Source organism: Roseovarius sp. MS2, assembly GCF_051447875.1.
Taxonomy (GTDB): Bacteria; Pseudomonadota; Alphaproteobacteria; order Rhodobacterales; family Rhodobacteraceae; genus Roseovarius; species Roseovarius mucosus_A.
Window position 1 is genome coordinate 3160340 of the sequence record NZ_JBKHVF010000001.1, and the last position, 16220, is coordinate 3176559.

Consider the following 16220-nt stretch of genomic DNA (forward strand, 5'->3'; position numbering starts at 1 on the left):
AATAAAGACTGTCTGACAGGGGCTATGTGCCTTTGCGTCTCGAATTCGGGCGTGAGCAATTATTTCTGTGCCAATACGACCGCAGCCGTGCCAGTCTATCGACCATGCAGATCACAGAGACCCATGACCGTATCCTGAGCGAGCTCGATATACAGCCCGAGCCCTTTGCGCTTTGCGCGCTGGAGGGGGTGTGTAGCCTTGGGTTGGGGCGGGTGCCGGGGGCGACCTTGCATTACGTGCTGAGTGGCGAGGGGTATCTAAGCCTGCAAGGCCATGCGCCGATCCTGCTAGCCCCGGGGCGTCTGGTGCTGGTGCCGTCTTGTGCGCGCCACTCGCTGAGCCACACCGGTGCCGGCGCAACAATGGTGCCTGAATGCAGGCCTGCCGGGCTTGATCTTGAAGAGCATGTGGCGCGGGGCGAGGGCGAGGGCACGATGGTGGTGCTTTGCGCACGACTGCATCTGGGATTGCGGGGCACGCATGGGCTGATTGACCTGATGCGCGCGCCGCTCAGTCTGGATTTGACCACGACACCGGGTGCCGCGCGGGCGATGGAGACGCTGTTGGGTGAGGTCATGCAGCACCGCACCGGCGGGCGGGCCATGGTGCGCGTGTTGCTCTTGCAATGTGTGATCGAGATGTTGCGAGGGCGGCTTGAGGCGGGTGATCCGGGGGTCATGTGGCTGGGCGCCTTGGCTGATCCGGGGCTTTGGCGCGCGCTTTGTGCCATGCTCGACGATCCCGGTGCGCCGCATGCTCTGGAAAGTCTGGCTGAGGCCGCGGGAATGAGCCGGTCGCGCTTTGCCGAGCGGTTTCAGGCGGCCTATGGGCAGGGGCCGATGGGTTTTCTACGCGCGCTGCGCTTGGCGCGCGCGGCGCAGCTCTTGGTGGATCAGCGCGTGCCGGTCAAGCGGGTGGCGCAGATGGTGGGATTTGCCAGCCGCAGCGCCTTTAGCCGCGCCTTTGTCGAGGCGTGGGGGCAGTCGCCGCGCGCCTTTCGGCTGGGGAAAGAGCGGTGACTACGCGGCAGAGCGGGCGCAGAATGTGACCATGTTGCGCCCCTGCGCCTTGGCCGCATAGAGCGCGCGATCCGCCTCTTCCAACAATTGCCCGACGCTTGCTGCCGGACGGGTGGGTGCAGGTGTTGCCATGGTCACACCGATTGAGATGGTCACATGCAGTGGGGCAAGGCCACTGGCCAACGGAATTGGAGTCTGCGCGATCATGGCGCAGAGCCGGTCGGCGGTGCGTTGGGCGCGCCTGCGGCTGGTGGCCGGGGTCACGATCAAAAACTCTTCGCCACCGATCCGGGCAAGCATGTCGCCTTCACGCAAATGCGCGCGCAGATGGTGCGTGACCTCGCAAAGCACCCGGTCACCGGCTGCGTGCCCGTGGCGATCGTTGACCTGTTTGAAAAAATCGAGATCGGCCAACATGACGGCAAAGCTTTCGCCCGAAAGCTGACTGGTTTCGATCAGCTGTTGCAGGAACGGTAGGGCAAAGCGTCGGTTATGCGCTCCGGTCAGCGGGTCGAGCATGGCGGCATTCAGCCCGTCGCGCAATGCTCTGCGCAATCGTTCGCCGCGCCGTTTGCGGCGCAGCTGTGCGGAGAGGCGCAAAATCAGCTCTCGTGCGTCGGGAGGGCCTGTGATCACGTCATCCGCGCCCATGTCGAGCAGGGTCACGCCAAGGGCCGCGGCATCGGCCTCTACAAGCGCGATGATCGGGCGGGCACGGCTGCGCGGGGCGGCCTTGAGGTCAGCCAGAAGGCGCAAGCCCTCTTCGGCCTCGGCACCGGTGATTTGCAGCAAATAGACATCGGCCTGCTGTGGGGCATCTGAGAACGAAAGGGCGCGGTCTGCGTCGATAACGGACGTGACATGGGGTGAATAGCGCGCGAGCAGAGTTTGCAGGCCAAAGGCCCCGGCGCGGGTACGCGCGATGATGCCGATGCGACCGGGCGCGTCAAAGCCTGGAGGGGCCTCGGCAAAGCCCAAAGCCTGCGTGCTGCCGATTTGCAGGCTGAGTTCCTGTTCACCATGATGCTGACGCAGCAGATTACGCAGGCGGGCCAAAAGCAGCGCTTCGGGCACGGGCTTGCTCAGGACGTCATCCGCCCCGGCGCTGAGGGCTAGGCGACGTTCTGCCGGACAGTGCGTCATCTGGAGAATCATGATCGGCGTGGACCTTGTTTCATCCGAGCGGCGCAGGGATTTGACGAAGTCTGCCGCAGTGGCATCAGGCAGCTGCGCATTGGCCAGAATGAGATCGGGCCGCTCGACGGCAGCAAGGCGCAAACCTTCTTTTGCCGACGCCGCCTGCACGACCTCGTAATGTGCGCTGCATAATTTGACCTTCAACACGATCCTGTTGGTTGCAAGATCGTCGACGATCAGAATTTTTCCTGACATGGACGCGACGCCTTTGCTCTTGCCCTTTACGATTGGTTCACTATCCATGGCAGAGGTTAAGAAAACCTTTCCAGAAATTAACCGGGATCACGATGCAGCAGGAAACCGCCGAAACAATTGCCTTGCAGGCGCTGGGCTGGCTTGCGACGCAAGATGATCTTTTGCCGGTCTTCTTGGGGGCGACGGGGGCCTCGGAACAGGATGTGCGGGCGCGAGCCACGGAACCCGAATTTCTGGGGGCCGTGCTGGATTTCCTGATGATGGATGACGCATGGATCGTAGGCTTCTGCGATGCGCAGGGGTTGAAATACGAAACGCCGATGATGGCGCGCGCGGCGCTGCCGGGCGGGGCGCAGATGAGCTGGACATGAGCAGGGCTGACGGAATTCTCTTTGACAAGGACGGCACGCTGTTTGATTTCCACGCCACCTGGAGCGTCTGGGCCCATGGGGTGATTTCTGATCTCTCGGCGGGCGATGCCGATGTCATGGCGCGAATGGCGGATGAGGCGCATTATGATTTGGTGGCGCGGCGCTTTCACCCCACAAGCCCGATCATCGCGGGCACCAACCGCGAGGCGGCCGAATGTCTTGGGCGGGCCTTGCCGGGCCGCGCCATAGAAGAAATAGAAGAACATCTGATGATGTCCTCAGGCTCGGCCCCTCTGGCCCCGGCTGTGCCGCTCGCGCCCTATCTCGAAGGGCTTGCGGCGAGGGGGTTAAGGCTGGGCGTGATGACCAATGACACGGAATACGGCGCGCGCGCGCACTTGGGTGCGGCCGGTGTGCTTGGGCATTTCGATTTTATCGCCGGGTTTGATTCCGGCTATGGCGCCAAGCCCGCGCCGGGGCCGCTTTTGGCCTTTGCGCGCGCCATGGCGCTAGAGCCTGCTCGTGTGGTCATGGTGGGGGACAGCACACATGACCTTGTGGCAGGGCGTGCGGCCGGGATGCAATGCGTGGGCGTGCTGACCGGCACCGCCACTTGCAGCGATCTTGAACCGCTGGCTGATATCGTCCTGCCCGACATCGGGCATATCCCGGCTTGGCTGACCGCATGAGGCAACACCCGCTGTTTGGACTGGCGCTGGCGACGTTCGGCGCGCTGATGCTGACGCCGGATGCGCTTTTCATGCGGTGGTCGGGCATGGGCGGCTATCAGATGGTGGGCTGGCGCGGGTTGCTCATGGGGCTGGTGTTTCTGATCCTCTGGGCTCTGACCTCCAAGCACCGGCTGCGCGACCTGAGCATTCTGGCCAGTGGTTACGCGATTGGTATCGTTGTGTGCCAATATGCCAATGCAACGCTTTTCAGTCTTGGCATCGCCAATGCGCCGGTTGCTGTCGTGCTCTTTGCCGTGGCGACGGTGCCGGTCTTTGCCGCGATTTTTGCCCGGCTGATCATCGGAGAGCCGACGCGCTTGGCCACATGGATCACCATTGCCGTTGTGATGGGAGGTATTGCGCTGGCAGTCTTTGGCGGAGGTCACGGCGATGTCACCCTGGACCGCGCCGCCCTCTGGGGGGCGCTTGCGGGATTGGGCGTGGCGATGGTGCTGGCGCTTAACTTTGTGATCCTGCGGGCGCAGCCGCAGGTTCCGATCCTCTTGGTGATCGGGTTGGGGGCGGTTCTGGCGGGGGCCACGGGCGTGATCGTGACCGGACCTGCCGCGATGATGCAGGGCGAAGTGTGGGCCATTGCGATTTGTGGGCTTGTGATCCTGCCGGTGTCGTTCTTTTCGCTCTCGCTCGCGTCGCGCTATACCCATGCCTCGAATGTGAGCCTGTTGCTCTTGCTTGAAACGGTGATGGGTCCGCTTTGGGTCTGGCTGGGCACGGGTGAGGGGCCAACACCGATGATGCTTTTGGGTGGTACGATTGTGGTGGTGAGCCTGGCGATTTACCTCTGGCAGACGGGACGGCGGCGCATGGCGCTGCAATCGTGATCCGTGAAAAGCAAAAACGACAGGATACGTCGCTAAGCGGCATGTGAGGCTGCCCTGAGCGGTGTTTCGTTAGCTCAAACGAGCACCGGAGGGGCATCAGATGGCCGAAGATCTCAAACGCAGGACACGCAGTGGCGGGCGCGCAGGCGGGGTTGCCCGGCGCGGCAGTGCCGTGATCGAACAGATGCCGTGGAACCCGCCCATCAACCGGGACCGGCCGACAGAGCCATTGACGGATGCGGGTGTTCTGGCCATCCACGATGGCGCGATGCGGATCCTCGAAGAGATCGGGATTGAGTTTCTCAACCCCGAAGCGGTGGCGATCCTGCGCGCCTCTGGCGGCTGCAAGATCAATGGCGAGAATGTCCGCATGGGCCGTGATTTCGTCATGGAGATCATTGGCAGGGCCCCGAAAAGCTGGACCATCACGCCGCGCAATCCCGACCGCACGATTACCATGGGCGGCAATCATCTGAATTTCGGCAATGTATCCTCGCCGCCGAGTTATTGGGATATGAAGATCGGGCGCAAGGTCGCGGGCACGCGAGAGATGTGCCAGAACCTGTTGAAACTGACACAGTATTTCAACTGTATCCACTTTGCAGGCGGCTACCCGGTGGAACCGCAGGATATTCATGCCAGCGTCCGGCATCTTGATGTGCTCTATGACAAGCTGACGCTGACCGACAAGGCGATGCACGCCTATAGCTTGGGCGCAGAGCGGGTCGATGATGTGATGGAAATGGTGCGCATCGCGGGGGGGCTGGCCCACGAGGAATTCGAGGCCAGCCCGCGGATGTATACCAACATCAACTCGACCTCTCCTTTGAAGCATGACTATCCGATGCTGGATGGCTGGATGCGTCTGGCGCGGCGCGGTCAGGGGCTGGTGGTGACGCCATTCACCTTGGCCGGGGCCATGGCGCCGGTGACGATGGCGGGGGCGGTGGCGCAGTCGATCGCAGAGGCGCTTTGCGCGGTGGTTCTCGCGCAGATTATCCGCCCCGGTGCGCCCTGTGCGATTGGCACCTTCACCTCGAATGTGGATATGAAATCCGGCGCGCCCGCCTTTGGCACGCCCGAATACATGCGCGCGACGCAAATGACCGGGCAATTGGCGCGGTTCTACAAGCTGCCGATGCGGGCCTCTGGCGTCTGTGCGGCGAACGTGCCGGACGGTCAGGCCATGTGGGAGACGTCAAACAGCCTCTGGTCTGCCGTGCAGGCGGGGGCGCATATGGTCTATCATGCGGCCGGATGGCTCGAGGGTGGGCTGATTGCAAGCCCTGAGAAATTCATCATGGACTGCGAAATTTTGCAGCAAATTCAGCGCTATATGGACCCGATGCTGACCGCCACCGGACCTGAAGATATCGCAATCGAGGCGATCCGAGAGGTGGGAGACAAGGGGCATTTCTTTGGCATCCAGCACACGCAGGACCGCTATACGACGGCGTTCTATCAACCCTTCCTGAGTGATTGGCGCAATTACGAGGCATGGGAGGCGGCAGGTGCAGTCTGGACCCCGGCGCGCGCGCATCAGGTGTTTCAGGACATCATCGCCGGGTTCGAGCCCCCCCGATGGAAGACGCGGTGCGCGAGGAACTGGCAGATTTCGTGGCGCGGCGTAAGGCTGAGGGTGGGGCGCCGACGGATTTCTGAAGGGGTGTTAATCTCAAGTGAAAGGCCGTTTTTTCGCTAGGCCTTCACGCAAAAGGCGTGCCGATTTATCGCGGCGCACCTTCGGTGCGACGGACGGCCCAGTGATTGACGCGGCAGCGGGTGCCACGCCTTGTTCCGCGCAGGAGTTGTTATGGTAAAGGTCAGGTCAGAATAAAAGGTGGTGAACCTTCTTGATGACAGCCGACTTGGTTCAGGCGGTTGCGAGCCTGAACGCTTCGGGCCTGTAGCGGACCATGTTAAGTCCATCATTGAGGGTCACATCGTAAATAGCCTTGCGGTTACTGAGATATTTTTTCCACGTCTTGTCCGGATGCTTCGAAATGCAGAATTGATGCTCGGTTCTCATTTGATTTGAGAGATGGGTTACAGCGACGCCTTTGCCTTGCTTGCTGTCACGTTTTATAATCCTGTAAATGCGCGCGTCTGTCTCATCAAAGATGATCGGATTCTCCGACTCGCGACACCCTTCCAACTCTTCAAACACGGAACAGGCCGCGCGGAACCGCTCGGATGTCTTGGCTTCTCCGGCCCCAATCACGGTCAGCCCATAGCCGCGCAAACGGGTGGCAAGATGGGTGAAATCCTGATCCGAACTGACCAAGAGCACCGCTGCGCATTGATCCGAGAGCGCGCGCTCCATCGCGTCCACGCAGATCAGCATGTCGGTTGCATTCTTGCCGCAGCCGGAATGGATGAACTGAAAGCCGGGCAGCTTGTCCCAGTCCGGCAGAAGACCAACATTGCCATAGGCGCGCAGCAGGTCGGGGGCCCCGTAGCGGCGGGCCAGATCGAGGATGGTCCGAGCGTGCGTCACGGGAATATTCTCGGCATCGACAAAGGCCGAGAGACGCGGCGCAGGCGTAAGGCGGGTCGGGGGCAAGGTGCTCATGGCCCAAGCCTAGGATGGCAATCCGGATGGATTTGGGGCAGGAGGCGATCTTTTTCATGGCGCACACGTCTGGCGGGTGATTGCGGGGCCAGAGGCGGGAAGGAGTATTTGGACCAAGAAGAAGATGGGGTTTGGGATTGCTTTCTGGGCGCGCGATGGGCGGAATGGAGTTCCCGTTCACCGAATGAGTTTTGCAGCTATTATCGCTTGAACGGCGAGCATCGCGCCAGTCAGAGCATAAAGAACAAAGAACCCGCCGCCGCCCATCAGGTACGACATGAGCACGAACTCTAGGCCAAAACCAATGCACCCGGGGAACATCGCAAGAGCGCGAGATTTGACCGAGCCCGCCACCATAGAGCGCCGTAGCAGGAGCGGCCCTTCGAGTGGCTTGTGTATCAGTTGACCTGGTACACCTGAGTATACCCGCTCCCTTGCTAGGGTCGCAGCGTTTAGCCTAAGCGACGCGTAGAAAATCAAGGGAACGCCCGTCAGTGCAGAAATGGCAACCACGCTGACACTGAGGCCAATCAGGTTAACATCCCTGTTGTGAAATTAGAAATAGACGCCAGCCAGGCTAACCATCGGTAGCGGTAGCGGTAGCGATAGCAAAGCGGCTTTGAGCAACTCACTTAGAAAAGCTCTGCGACTTAGCGTTATGGTCATGGCCTCTGGTGCCATAGGGTTGAGTATCGGACCTAGAGTTCGTGACATCAAGCGGCATCCCAGATCCACAAGTTCGGCTCACATCGTAGCTTATTCCCAACCGCAAGCAATGAGCGCAAAGCGACCCCCAAACTGACACCGCATCACCCAACGCAAACCCCCGTTCCTCACCCCACCGCCTTGCCATCCAGCCACCGCCGACAGCCCCGGTCCACCCCGGCATGCAGGCAAAGCGTCAGCACTGCCAGCACGATGAGGGCCGCGAACATGAGGTCGATCTTGGCGCGGCCATTGGCCAGCAGCATGAGATAGCCCAGCCCCTTGGAGGCCCCCACCCACTCGCCGATGATCGCCCCGATGGGGGCATAGACCGCCGCGAGGCGCAGACCCGAGGCAAAGCCCGGCAGGGCGGCGGGCACGCGGATATGCCACATAAGCCGCGCGCGGTTCGCCCCCATGACGCGCGCGAGGTCGAGCCACTGCGGCGGCGTGCGCATCAGCGCGTCAAAAAAGGCCGATGTCACCGGAAAATAGATGATAAGGAGCGCCATCGCGACCTTGGACCAGAGGCCATAGCCCAACCAGAGCGTGAGGATGGGCGCGAGGGCAAAGACCGGGATCGCTTGGGAGAATACCATGATCGGGCGGATGAGCCGGCGCGCCATGGGCGACGAGGCCAGACCAATCGCCGAAAGACCGCCCAAGATCGCGCCCAAGGCCAGACCGATCAATACCTCTGCCGCCGTTATTGTGGCATGATGGGCAATCAGCGCGCGGCTGGCCCAGAGGGTTTCCGCCACGCGGCCCGGCCCGGGCAGAATGAAGGGCGGCAGCGCCGCGAGCGTCACCAGCGCCTGCCAGAGCACGAGTGCAAGGGCTGTCGAACTTGCGATGGTGACAAGGCGGCTCATGCGGCGGGGTATCCGGCAAGGGCCGCGTCAAAGAAGGCGCGTTCAAGACGTGTTGCCGTAACAAAGGCGGATTGCGCGGCGGCTTGATCCTCGGGGGTGAGGCTGGGCCAGACCTGATCAAACTGACCGCGCAGATATGTCACAACCCCCTCGAACCCCGGCCCGCTGTGAAGGGTGATCCATTCCCCGAACCAGAACGGCAGGTCTGCGGCGCGGTTCGCATGCGGTCTGGCCCAATCCAGATAGGTCCATTCGGCCACGCTGAGGACCGCAATCATCTGCGCATAGCTGCCTGATTTTGCCGCTGCGCGCATCAGTGCCTGAAATTCGGCTGTGATCGGATGGGGCGTTACAGGCGGCTCAGTTGTTCCGCCAAGCGCCGCGATTGCGCGCAGGAAATAGGTATTCTCCGGCCCCGAGATCAGCCCGAGAAACTGTGCCGCCGGAATGGCATCGGGCAGGCTGGGCGCATGGGCGATGGCAGAGGCCAGAAGCCGCACGAAATCCTCGATAAAGAGGTAATCCTGTTGCAGATAGGCGAGCATGCGGGCCTTGGGCAACGTGCCCGCCGCAAGCTGATCGGTGAAGGGGTGCCGGGTGGCGGCCTGCCAATCGGTGGCCACAAGGGATTTGAGGTGTTCGGTGGGGTGCATCTTTTTCTCCTGTCAGGCGGGGGCGCGCAGGCGGGCCAAAAGACGGCCCTGCGCCGCGAGAGTTTCGGGGTCATCCACGGCGCGTGGCACCGGGGCTGCGGGCGGGGTCACATCCTCTAGCCCGGTTTCGGTCAGGATGTGGATGGCATGGCCCATGCGCGCGGCCTCAGCCGGGTCATGTGTGACCATCAGGACTGTGCGCCCTGCCAGATGGGTGGCCGAAAGATCCTGCATCTGCGCGCGGGTGCGGGCATCGAGGGCCGAAAACGGCTCGTCCAGCAAAACGATGGGGCGGTCCTCCATCAACGTGCGGGCCAGTGCCACGCGCTGTTTCTGCCCCCCCGAGAGCGCATGAGGCCGCTTGTCTGCATGGTCGGCCAGACCGACCCGCGCCAGCATCTCGCGCGCGCGCGCCACGTCGCGCGACATCCCGCGCAGCCGCGCCCCAAGCGTTACATTGCCCAGCACATCGAGCCACGGCATCAGCATGTCGCCCTGTGCCATCAGCGCCATGCGCCCTGACAGTGGCCCGCCATCAGAGGCCGTGATCGTGCCGGTAAACTCTGTCACCTCATCCACCCCGGCGATCAGGCGCAGCACCGTGGTTTTGCCCACGCCCGAAGGGCCGAGCAGGCAGGTGATGCGCCCGGCGGACAAGGTCAGCCGCAGTGGGCCAAATACCGGTACAGCGCCAATCCGGGCGTGGCCATCAAGGGTCAGACTGGGCGGGGCGGTCATGCGCGGCCTCTTCAAACAGGGCTCGCGGGCAGGGGGATGGCGCGCCGCTGCGCGGTTTCCGTTCCCTCCGCCGGTGCGAGCCGGATCAGGTTCGATGGGTTGGTGCAAGACCTCTCAGCCCCAAGGGGCACCCCAACGGATGCTCCAGATGTAGCCGCAGCGCTCTGCGATGACAAGGGCGCGATAGGGGCTGCAATATACTGAGGATTTTAGATGTTCAGGGGGCCTTAACCCTTGGCTGTCAGGATGCAGGCATCTGAGAGGAGGGTGTCATGCACGGGCTGGTCAACCGCGCGATTGAGCGATTTGTCAGGGATACCTATGGGCGCGATGTCTGGATTGGCACGATTCAACGATTGAACCTGGGTTTTACCGAGTTTGAAGCGATGATGGTCTACGAGGCGCGCATCACCGAACAGGTGTTGACCGCGGTTGGCGCGCGATTGGCGCGCGGGCGTGACGATCTGCTTGAGGATATCGGCACCTATCTGGTCTCGCACCCCGCGACCGAGGCGCTGCGCCGTCTGTTGCGCTTTGGGGGGGTGGATTATGTGGAGTTTCTGCATTCTCTTGATGATCTGCCAGAGCGCGCGCGCCTTGCAGTCGCCGATCTGGGGCTGCCCGCGCTGGAATTACAGGACCGAGGGGCGGGGGTTTATGCTCTGCATGTGGGGCTGCCCAAGGGGCATGATCTGCGGCTTGGCCCGGTGGTGGTCGGGCTTTTGCGCGCCATGGCGGATGACTATGGCGTGCTTGCGCTGGTCGAGCATCAGGGGGATGGCGCGGATTATGAGATCATTGAGGTGCGTTTGTTGGATGAGGGGTTCGCGCATGGGCGGGCCTTTGCTCTGGGGCTTGGGGAAAGCGCGGCATGACTGTTCAGGATAGGGGGCTTTTGCCGCTGCTTGCGGGGCTTTGCCCGATGCATGCGGTTCTGGATGCCGAGGGCCATCTGGTGCAGGCGGGGCCAACCTTTGCCAAGCTCTTTGGTGCGCGCGCGCTGCAGGGCATGCGGTTTCTGGATCTGATCGAACTGCGCCGCCCGCATCAGGCGGGGAATATGGCGGATCTTCTGGCCTCCGCCGGGGCGCGGCTTCGGCTGCGCTTGCGTGCTCCCCCCCATACGGCGCTCAAGGGCGTGCTTTTGCCATTACCGGGGGGCGGGGCGGTGGTGAATCTCTCGTTCGGGATTTCCGTGGTCGAGGCGGTGCGCGACTTTGACCTGACCGGCGCTGACTTTGCGGCGACGGATCTGACGACCGAGATGCTCTATTTGATCGAGGCAAAATCCGCCGCGATGGACGCCTCGCGCAAGCTGAACCTGCGCTTGCAGGGCGCACGCATTGCCGCGGAAGAGCAGGCGTTTACGGATATGTTGACGGGGCTGCGGAACCGCCGCGCCCTTGACCATGTGCTGGATCGGTTGATGCAGAGTGAGCAGGATTTCGCGCTGCTGCATCTCGATCTCGATTTTTTCAAACAGGTGAATGACACATTGGGCCATGCGGCGGGCGATCATGTGCTGCAAGAGGTGGCGCGGCGCCTGCGCGACGAGGTGCGCAGCGATGATTTGATTGCCCGTGTGGGGGGCGATGAATTCGTGATCCTGCTGCTTGGCATGACAGAGCGGGCACCCGTGGGCGATTTGGCAGATCGGATGATTGCCCGGCTGGAAAAGCCGGTTCCCTATCGCGCGCAGCACTGTCGGATTTCCGGCAGTATCGGCATCACGCTTAGCTGTGCCTATGACAGCCCCGAACCCGTGCGGATGATGGCCGATGCCGATCTGGCGCTCTATGCTGCCAAGGGGCGGGGTCGGGGCTGTGCGCGGTTTCACGAAAGCCCATTGCCACGCGCGGCCCCGGCGCATGGCATCGCCTGAGCGCTTAACGCAGTTTCAGAGAAAGTTGACAGGCTTTCCCTGTAGGACATCGCGCCAAATCAAACAGCCACACCGTTTCGGTGTTTCACCGTAAACCCGAAGCGCATCAGTCGGGCCAGTTGCCCGGATCAAGGATTGCGGCCAGAACGCGCGCGGCATCCTCTTCTTGGGCCACATGGCCAAGGCCATCCAAAGACAGCGTGCGCGCCCGTGGCATCTGCGCGGCGGCGCGCGCGGAGGTTTCTGGCGGGACGGCCAGATCGCTGGTGCCCGTGATCAAGAGGCAGCGATTGGGGATCGCGCCCAGCCGGGTCAAGAGCGGGGCGACATCCCATTGGGCCATCATCTGCAAGGTGCCATCGACATGCGCACGGTCCCCGATCAGCCGCGCATAGAGAGCGAGACCTTCGGGCGTGAGGCGCGATCCGGTGCTCTCGATCAGACGGCGGGCGCGGGTGAGTTTGTCGGTGCCAAGGGTAAAGAGCGTGGGCGTCAGCGGATTAAGCGCCAGAACCTTGGCGAGAACCGGAAAGAGCCAGCCCGCCACACCCTCGAACGGGCCAAGGGCCGCGTTGACGCAGGCAATGTCGGGCGGCTGGTCTGTGGGCGTCCTCAGCCGCGTGGCGAGTTCCAGCGCGATGGCCCCGCCTGCGGAATGGCCGAGGATCAGATCGGGGTGCCACCCCTCCGACTGGCAAAGCGCCGCGATATCCCCGGCCATGCCGGGCAGGCCCAGACGCCGCCGGTTTCCCGCGCGCGAGAACCCCTGACCGGGAAGATCCAGCGCAATGACCCGGTGGCTTAGCGCCAAAAGCGGCATCAGATCGCGCCAACTATGGGTCGAGGCCCCCGCCCCGTGCAGCAAAAGGGCAAGAGGACCGTTGCCCATTTCCTGCAGATGCCATTGGTGGGGGGGATGGTGAATGCGGCGCGACTGGGCGTTGAGCGGCCAAGTCGCCAGATCGCGCTGCCAGTCCATCGCCTAGACCCCGAGGGCTGAGGTAACAGCCGTCGAAATTCGCCGGGCATCCGCGCGCGGCAAGGGCAGGTGGCGGGCGTTCATTTCCGCCGCGAGATGGGCGGGCTCTGGGCCCGGACGGGCCGAAATGTCGATCACGATGGCGGGCAGGCCCTGCGCGCGCCAGAGCCGCGCCATCGTGCTGGTGTCTTTGGCCGCCTCGGCGCGGTCACCGCGCCCGTCGAGCGTAATGTTGGCGCGGGCATCCGTCAGCAGGGCAAGCGTTGGGCTTAGCCCATGCGCCTCGGACTGGCGGGCAAGGGTGAGCGCCGCGCCAAGAGCCGCCGCAAGCGGGGTGCCGCCACCCCCGGGCAAGCTGCCCAGACGCCGCTTGGCCTGCACCAGCGCGCGGGTGGGCGGCAGAATGAGTTCGGCGCCCATGCCGCGAAACGCGATCAGCGCCACTTGGTCTCGCCGGGAATAGGCCTCGGCCAGCAAGAGCTCAACCGCGCCCTTGGCCTCGGCCAGCCGTGCCAGCGCCGAAGAGCCAGAGGCATCGACCGCGAAGATCACCAATCGGTCGGCGCGATCCTCATAGCGTTTGAGGTGGATGTCAGCGGCATGGATGATCACGCCCGGTGCATCGGGGCGGGCGCGGCGGCGCAGCGGCTGCCACGGGGCTGCGGCGCGCAGCGTCGCAATGAGATCAATGCGCCCGCGCCCATCCGGTGCACCTTGCCGTGCAGGTAGGGGCCGACCGCGTTGATGCGCCTTGCGCCGGGCACCGGCACCCGAGCCTGCCGCACGCCGCGTGGCACCGCGTTGGGCCAGTTGATCCAGCAGCGCGGGGGGCAAAAGGGCTGCCACCGCAGCGATGAGCAAGTCATCTGGGATGTCGGGTGTTTCGCTTTGGCTTTGATCTTCGGGTTCGGGCGGTGTGTCGGGTTGTTCTGGTTCGGGATCTTGCGGCAGTTGCGTGGCGCGCGCGGGATAGACGAGCTCTGCCGCCTCGCGCAGATCATCCTGTGTTACCTGTGGATGGGCCTCTGATGCGGCCAGCGCGCGGGCGGCGCGCAGGGCAAGCCATGGCGCGCGCAGGCTGTCGATGCCGAAACTGGCGGCCAGCGCGGTGAGCGTGGCGATATCCTCGGGCGTGTGGGTAACGCCGCCAAGCCGCGCGCGGGCCTCTGCCAGATCGGCGGCGGCGGGCATGAGGGCAGGGGCCGCGTCATGGCGGATGTCGTCGAGTGTCACATGCAGCGCCAGCCGTTCGCAGAGGGTTTGCGGGGCGGTTTCCTCGGCGTCGATCCCCTCGTCAAACAGAAAGAGCGTATGGTCCGGGCTTTGATCCAGAAGTTGTGCCAGCCGGGCGGCAAGGGCGGGCGGTGTGCGTTCGGCCATTGTCAGGATCAGGCGCGCCGGGTTATCGGCCAGTCCAGCGCTGTGGATCAGGTGCCCGGCGGCGAGCGTGGCGGCGATATCCGCGCCGCCAAAAAGCTGCGTATCGCTAAGATCCGGGTGGATGCGCCGGGCAGGGCCGGGCAAACGCGCGAGCGCCGTATCGAACGCCTGCCGCACCGGACCGGCACGGGCGCGCAGCGTCAGCCCGCGCAACCCCTCAGGATCAATCGCCAAAAGGGTGAGCGCCCGCAGGGCGCGCGCCCATGCGGGGCTGGGCGTCATCCCCAGACCTCTGCCATGGCGCGGGCAATGCGTGTGGCGCTGCCCGCCTCGTCCAATGGATCGCGGCGTAAACGGTGGCTGAGCGCGAGCGGCGCGACCTGGGTAAGATGTGCGCGGGTCACAGCGGCATCGCCCTCATAGGCCGCAAGCGCACGCGCGGCGCGCAGCAGGGTCAGCTCGCCGCGCAGCCCATCCGCGCCGATGGCGATGCAGAGCGTCGCGCAGTCGCGCAAGACCTCGTCGGGGGATTGAACGGTTCGCAGCGCGCTGCGCGCCGCCAGAATCCGGTCGCGGATCAAGGCATCCTCGGCCTGCCATGTCACCATGAAGGCCTCGGTGTCGCGTTCATAGGCGTCGCGGCGGCGAATGACCTCGATGCGCTCCTCGATGTTCTGGGGCGAGCGCACCTCGACCGAGAGACCGAAACGATCCAGAAGCTGTGGGCGCAACTCGCCCTCTTCGGGATTGCCAGAGCCCACAAGCACAAAACGCGCCGCATGGCGGATCGAGAGACCCTCACGCTCCACCACGTTTTCGCCGGATTGCGCCACGTCGAGCAGCAGGTCGACGATGTGATCCTCAAGCAGGTTCACCTCGTCTATATAGAGATAGCCGCGATTGGCGCGGGCCAAAAGACCGGGTTGAAAGGCCTTTTCACCCAAGGTCAACGCCCGCTCGATATCGAGCGCGCCGGTCACCCGATCCTCGGTCACGCCCAAGGGCAAATCGACCACTGGGGTAGGCCGCTCGACCATCTCGCCCAAGGGGGCGGTGGACCAGTCGGGCGTATCCTCGGGGCGTTCGGCGTTGATCGGGCTGCCGTCAATCATGCGGATGGGCGGCAAGAGCGCGGCCAGAGCGCGCACAGCCGTGGATTTGCCGGTGCCCCGGTCACCAAAGACCAGCACGCCGCCAAGCCCCGGCTCGATCGCCGTAAGGATCATGGCGCGTTTCATGTCGTCCTGACCGACGATGGCGGAAAACGGAAAGGCTGCGGTCATTGTTCTTCCTTGATATGCTCGAGTGGGCTTTTCCCGCCCCATGTACCCCGTTCGCCAATCACGCGAAACCGGGCGTAAAGCTCTTCGCGAAACCAATCGCCGTCGCGCACGGCGGCGATGGCGCGGGCATGCGGGCCATCGCGGCGGGCGAAGTCTGCCATGCTTTGGCTGTCGGGCCAGATCGAGAATGTCACCTGATGCAGGAGAGGCACCTCTCCTACGCCGATTTTGAAGGCGACGTTGGGGTCGGCCCCGATCACGGCGCTGATATCGGGCACGCGCCGCCAGAATTTCAAGGCCTTGCGCGGGCGCACAGAGGCGCGGGTCAGCGCGGCAAGGGGGCCTTTCTCTACGGGTGTGGTGATCTCGAACGGCGTATCACCGGCCCATTGCCCGCGCACCGAAGTTGGGGAGAGAAAGAGCGTCCAGCTTTCGCTGGCGCGCGCGAGGTAGCGGCGAAAGACGCCTGCGCCCTTGGTCTGCGCACGGGCTGTGGCGGCATCGGGCCAGACCGCGAGAATCGCATAGACACCGGTGTTGGGAATGGGGGTGAACCCCTCGCCCGTGCCCGATCCCAGCAATTTCCAAAAGCCGATACCCGGCACGCCCGGCAGCATGAAGCGCGCAGCGCCCATCATCGTCAGCGCCCAGAGCCGGTCAATGCCGCGGGAAAAGCGAAAGAAGCTGAGGCTGACGGTTTGAATGGCACCGCTCCTTGAGGGACTGTAAGGCAAGTTTGACATGGTTTTGACCCCAAGAAAAGAGGTGCGAGAAAGGATTGTCAATTAAACTAGACACCTG

15 protein-coding genes, 1 pseudogene and 1 riboswitch are annotated in these 16220 nt (G+C 63.6%); of the genes and pseudogenes, 7 read left to right on the forward strand and 9 right to left on the reverse strand.

The genetic code is table 11. From position 1 onward, the window contains the following. Positions 1–104: 104 nt before the first annotated feature. Positions 105–1019 (forward strand): helix-turn-helix transcriptional regulator, encoded by a 915-nt coding sequence (locus tag ACLGGT_RS15535; protein WP_008282104.1) that lies wholly within the window; start codon positions 105–107, stop codon positions 1017–1019. Here ACLGGT_RS15535 and ACLGGT_RS15540 read toward each other — a convergent pair whose 3' ends face one another. After that, the gene (locus tag ACLGGT_RS15540) at positions 1020–2411 is read right to left on the reverse strand and encodes a diguanylate cyclase domain-containing protein (RefSeq protein WP_257898267.1); all 1392 of its coding nucleotides are present in this window, start codon (positions 2409–2411) and stop codon (positions 1020–1022) included. Between the two features lie 92 nt (positions 2412–2503). Between ACLGGT_RS15540 and ACLGGT_RS15545 the strand changes: the two genes are divergently transcribed. From ACLGGT_RS15545 to ACLGGT_RS15560, 4 genes and pseudogenes are all read left to right on the forward strand, one after another. Next, positions 2504–2782, forward strand: a complete 279-nt coding sequence (locus tag ACLGGT_RS15545) for a DUF3572 domain-containing protein (protein WP_087148889.1) — start codon at positions 2504–2506, stop codon at positions 2780–2782. Next, entirely contained in the window at positions 2779–3471 is a 693-nt protein-coding gene (locus ACLGGT_RS15550; RefSeq protein ID WP_081508392.1) for an HAD family hydrolase, read from the forward strand. Before ACLGGT_RS15545 ends, ACLGGT_RS15550 begins: the two co-directional genes overlap by 4 nt. Further along, complete coding sequence (locus tag ACLGGT_RS15555; protein ID WP_151979148.1) at positions 3468–4355, forward strand: DMT family transporter; 888 nt, start codon at positions 3468–3470, stop codon at positions 4353–4355. Before ACLGGT_RS15550 ends, ACLGGT_RS15555 begins: the two co-directional genes overlap by 4 nt. A gap of 100 nt (positions 4356–4455) precedes the next feature. Next, positions 4456–6017 (forward strand): annotated as a pseudogene (locus ACLGGT_RS15560) (trimethylamine methyltransferase family protein). 211 nt (positions 6018–6228) lie between these two features. Here the strand turns inward: ACLGGT_RS15560 and ACLGGT_RS15565 are convergent. The 4 genes from ACLGGT_RS15565 to ACLGGT_RS15580 all read right to left on the reverse strand — a co-directional run bounded on the left by ACLGGT_RS15565 (position 6229) and on the right by ACLGGT_RS15580 (position 9895). Then, on the reverse strand, positions 6229–6927 hold the full coding sequence (locus ACLGGT_RS15565; RefSeq protein ID WP_437196752.1) for an NYN domain-containing protein: 699 nt from the start codon (positions 6925–6927) through the stop codon (positions 6229–6231). An 833-nt stretch (positions 6928–7760) separates the two neighbouring features. Then, positions 7761–8504: an ABC transporter permease gene (locus ACLGGT_RS15570; protein ID WP_219436009.1), complete on the reverse strand. Its 744-nt coding sequence runs from the start codon at positions 8502–8504 to the stop codon at positions 7761–7763. After that, positions 8501–9157, reverse strand: a complete 657-nt coding sequence (locus ACLGGT_RS15575) for a TenA family protein (protein ID WP_437196754.1) — start codon at positions 9155–9157, stop codon at positions 8501–8503. Before ACLGGT_RS15575 ends, ACLGGT_RS15570 begins: the two co-directional genes overlap by 4 nt. 12 nt (positions 9158–9169) lie before the next feature. Then, a complete protein-coding gene (locus ACLGGT_RS15580) occupies positions 9170–9895 on the reverse strand; it encodes an ABC transporter ATP-binding protein (RefSeq protein ID WP_437196756.1) in 726 nt (241 codons plus the stop codon). A 45-nt stretch (positions 9896–9940) separates the two neighbouring features. Continuing rightward, a riboswitch (TPP riboswitch) is annotated at positions 9941–10040 on the reverse strand. Positions 10041–10167: 127 nt separating this feature from the next. On the opposite strand from ACLGGT_RS15580, the gene ACLGGT_RS15585 reads away from it, so the two are divergent. Continuing rightward, a complete protein-coding gene (locus ACLGGT_RS15585) occupies positions 10168–10770 on the forward strand; it encodes a heme NO-binding domain-containing protein (protein WP_437196758.1) in 603 nt (200 codons plus the stop codon). Then, positions 10767–11777: a diguanylate cyclase domain-containing protein gene (locus ACLGGT_RS15590; protein ID WP_437196760.1), complete on the forward strand. Its 1011-nt coding sequence runs from the start codon at positions 10767–10769 to the stop codon at positions 11775–11777. Before ACLGGT_RS15585 ends, ACLGGT_RS15590 begins: the two co-directional genes overlap by 4 nt. Before the next feature lie 106 nt (positions 11778–11883). Here the strand turns inward: ACLGGT_RS15590 and bchO are convergent, their stop codons facing one another. From bchO to crtA, 4 genes are read right to left on the reverse strand one after another with little or no spacing between them, the layout of a single operon-like run. Next, positions 11884–12756 carry an alpha/beta fold hydrolase BchO gene (gene bchO / locus ACLGGT_RS15595; RefSeq protein WP_437196762.1) on the reverse strand — a complete coding sequence of 291 codons (873 nt, stop codon included), beginning with the start codon at positions 12754–12756 and terminating at the stop codon, positions 11884–11886. 3 nt (positions 12757–12759) lie between these two features. Continuing rightward, entirely contained in the window at positions 12760–14418 is a 1659-nt protein-coding gene (locus ACLGGT_RS15600) for a magnesium chelatase subunit D (protein ID WP_437196764.1), read from the reverse strand. Next, a complete protein-coding gene (gene bchI, locus ACLGGT_RS15605; protein WP_375553777.1) occupies positions 14415–15419 on the reverse strand; it encodes a magnesium chelatase ATPase subunit I in 1005 nt (334 codons plus the stop codon). The genes ACLGGT_RS15600 and bchI overlap by 4 nt, the downstream gene beginning before the upstream one ends. After that, complete coding sequence (gene crtA / locus ACLGGT_RS15610) at positions 15416–16162, reverse strand: spheroidene monooxygenase (protein WP_437196766.1); 747 nt, start codon at positions 16160–16162, stop codon at positions 15416–15418. The genes bchI and crtA overlap by 4 nt, the downstream gene beginning before the upstream one ends. Positions 16163–16220 lie beyond the last annotated feature (58 nt).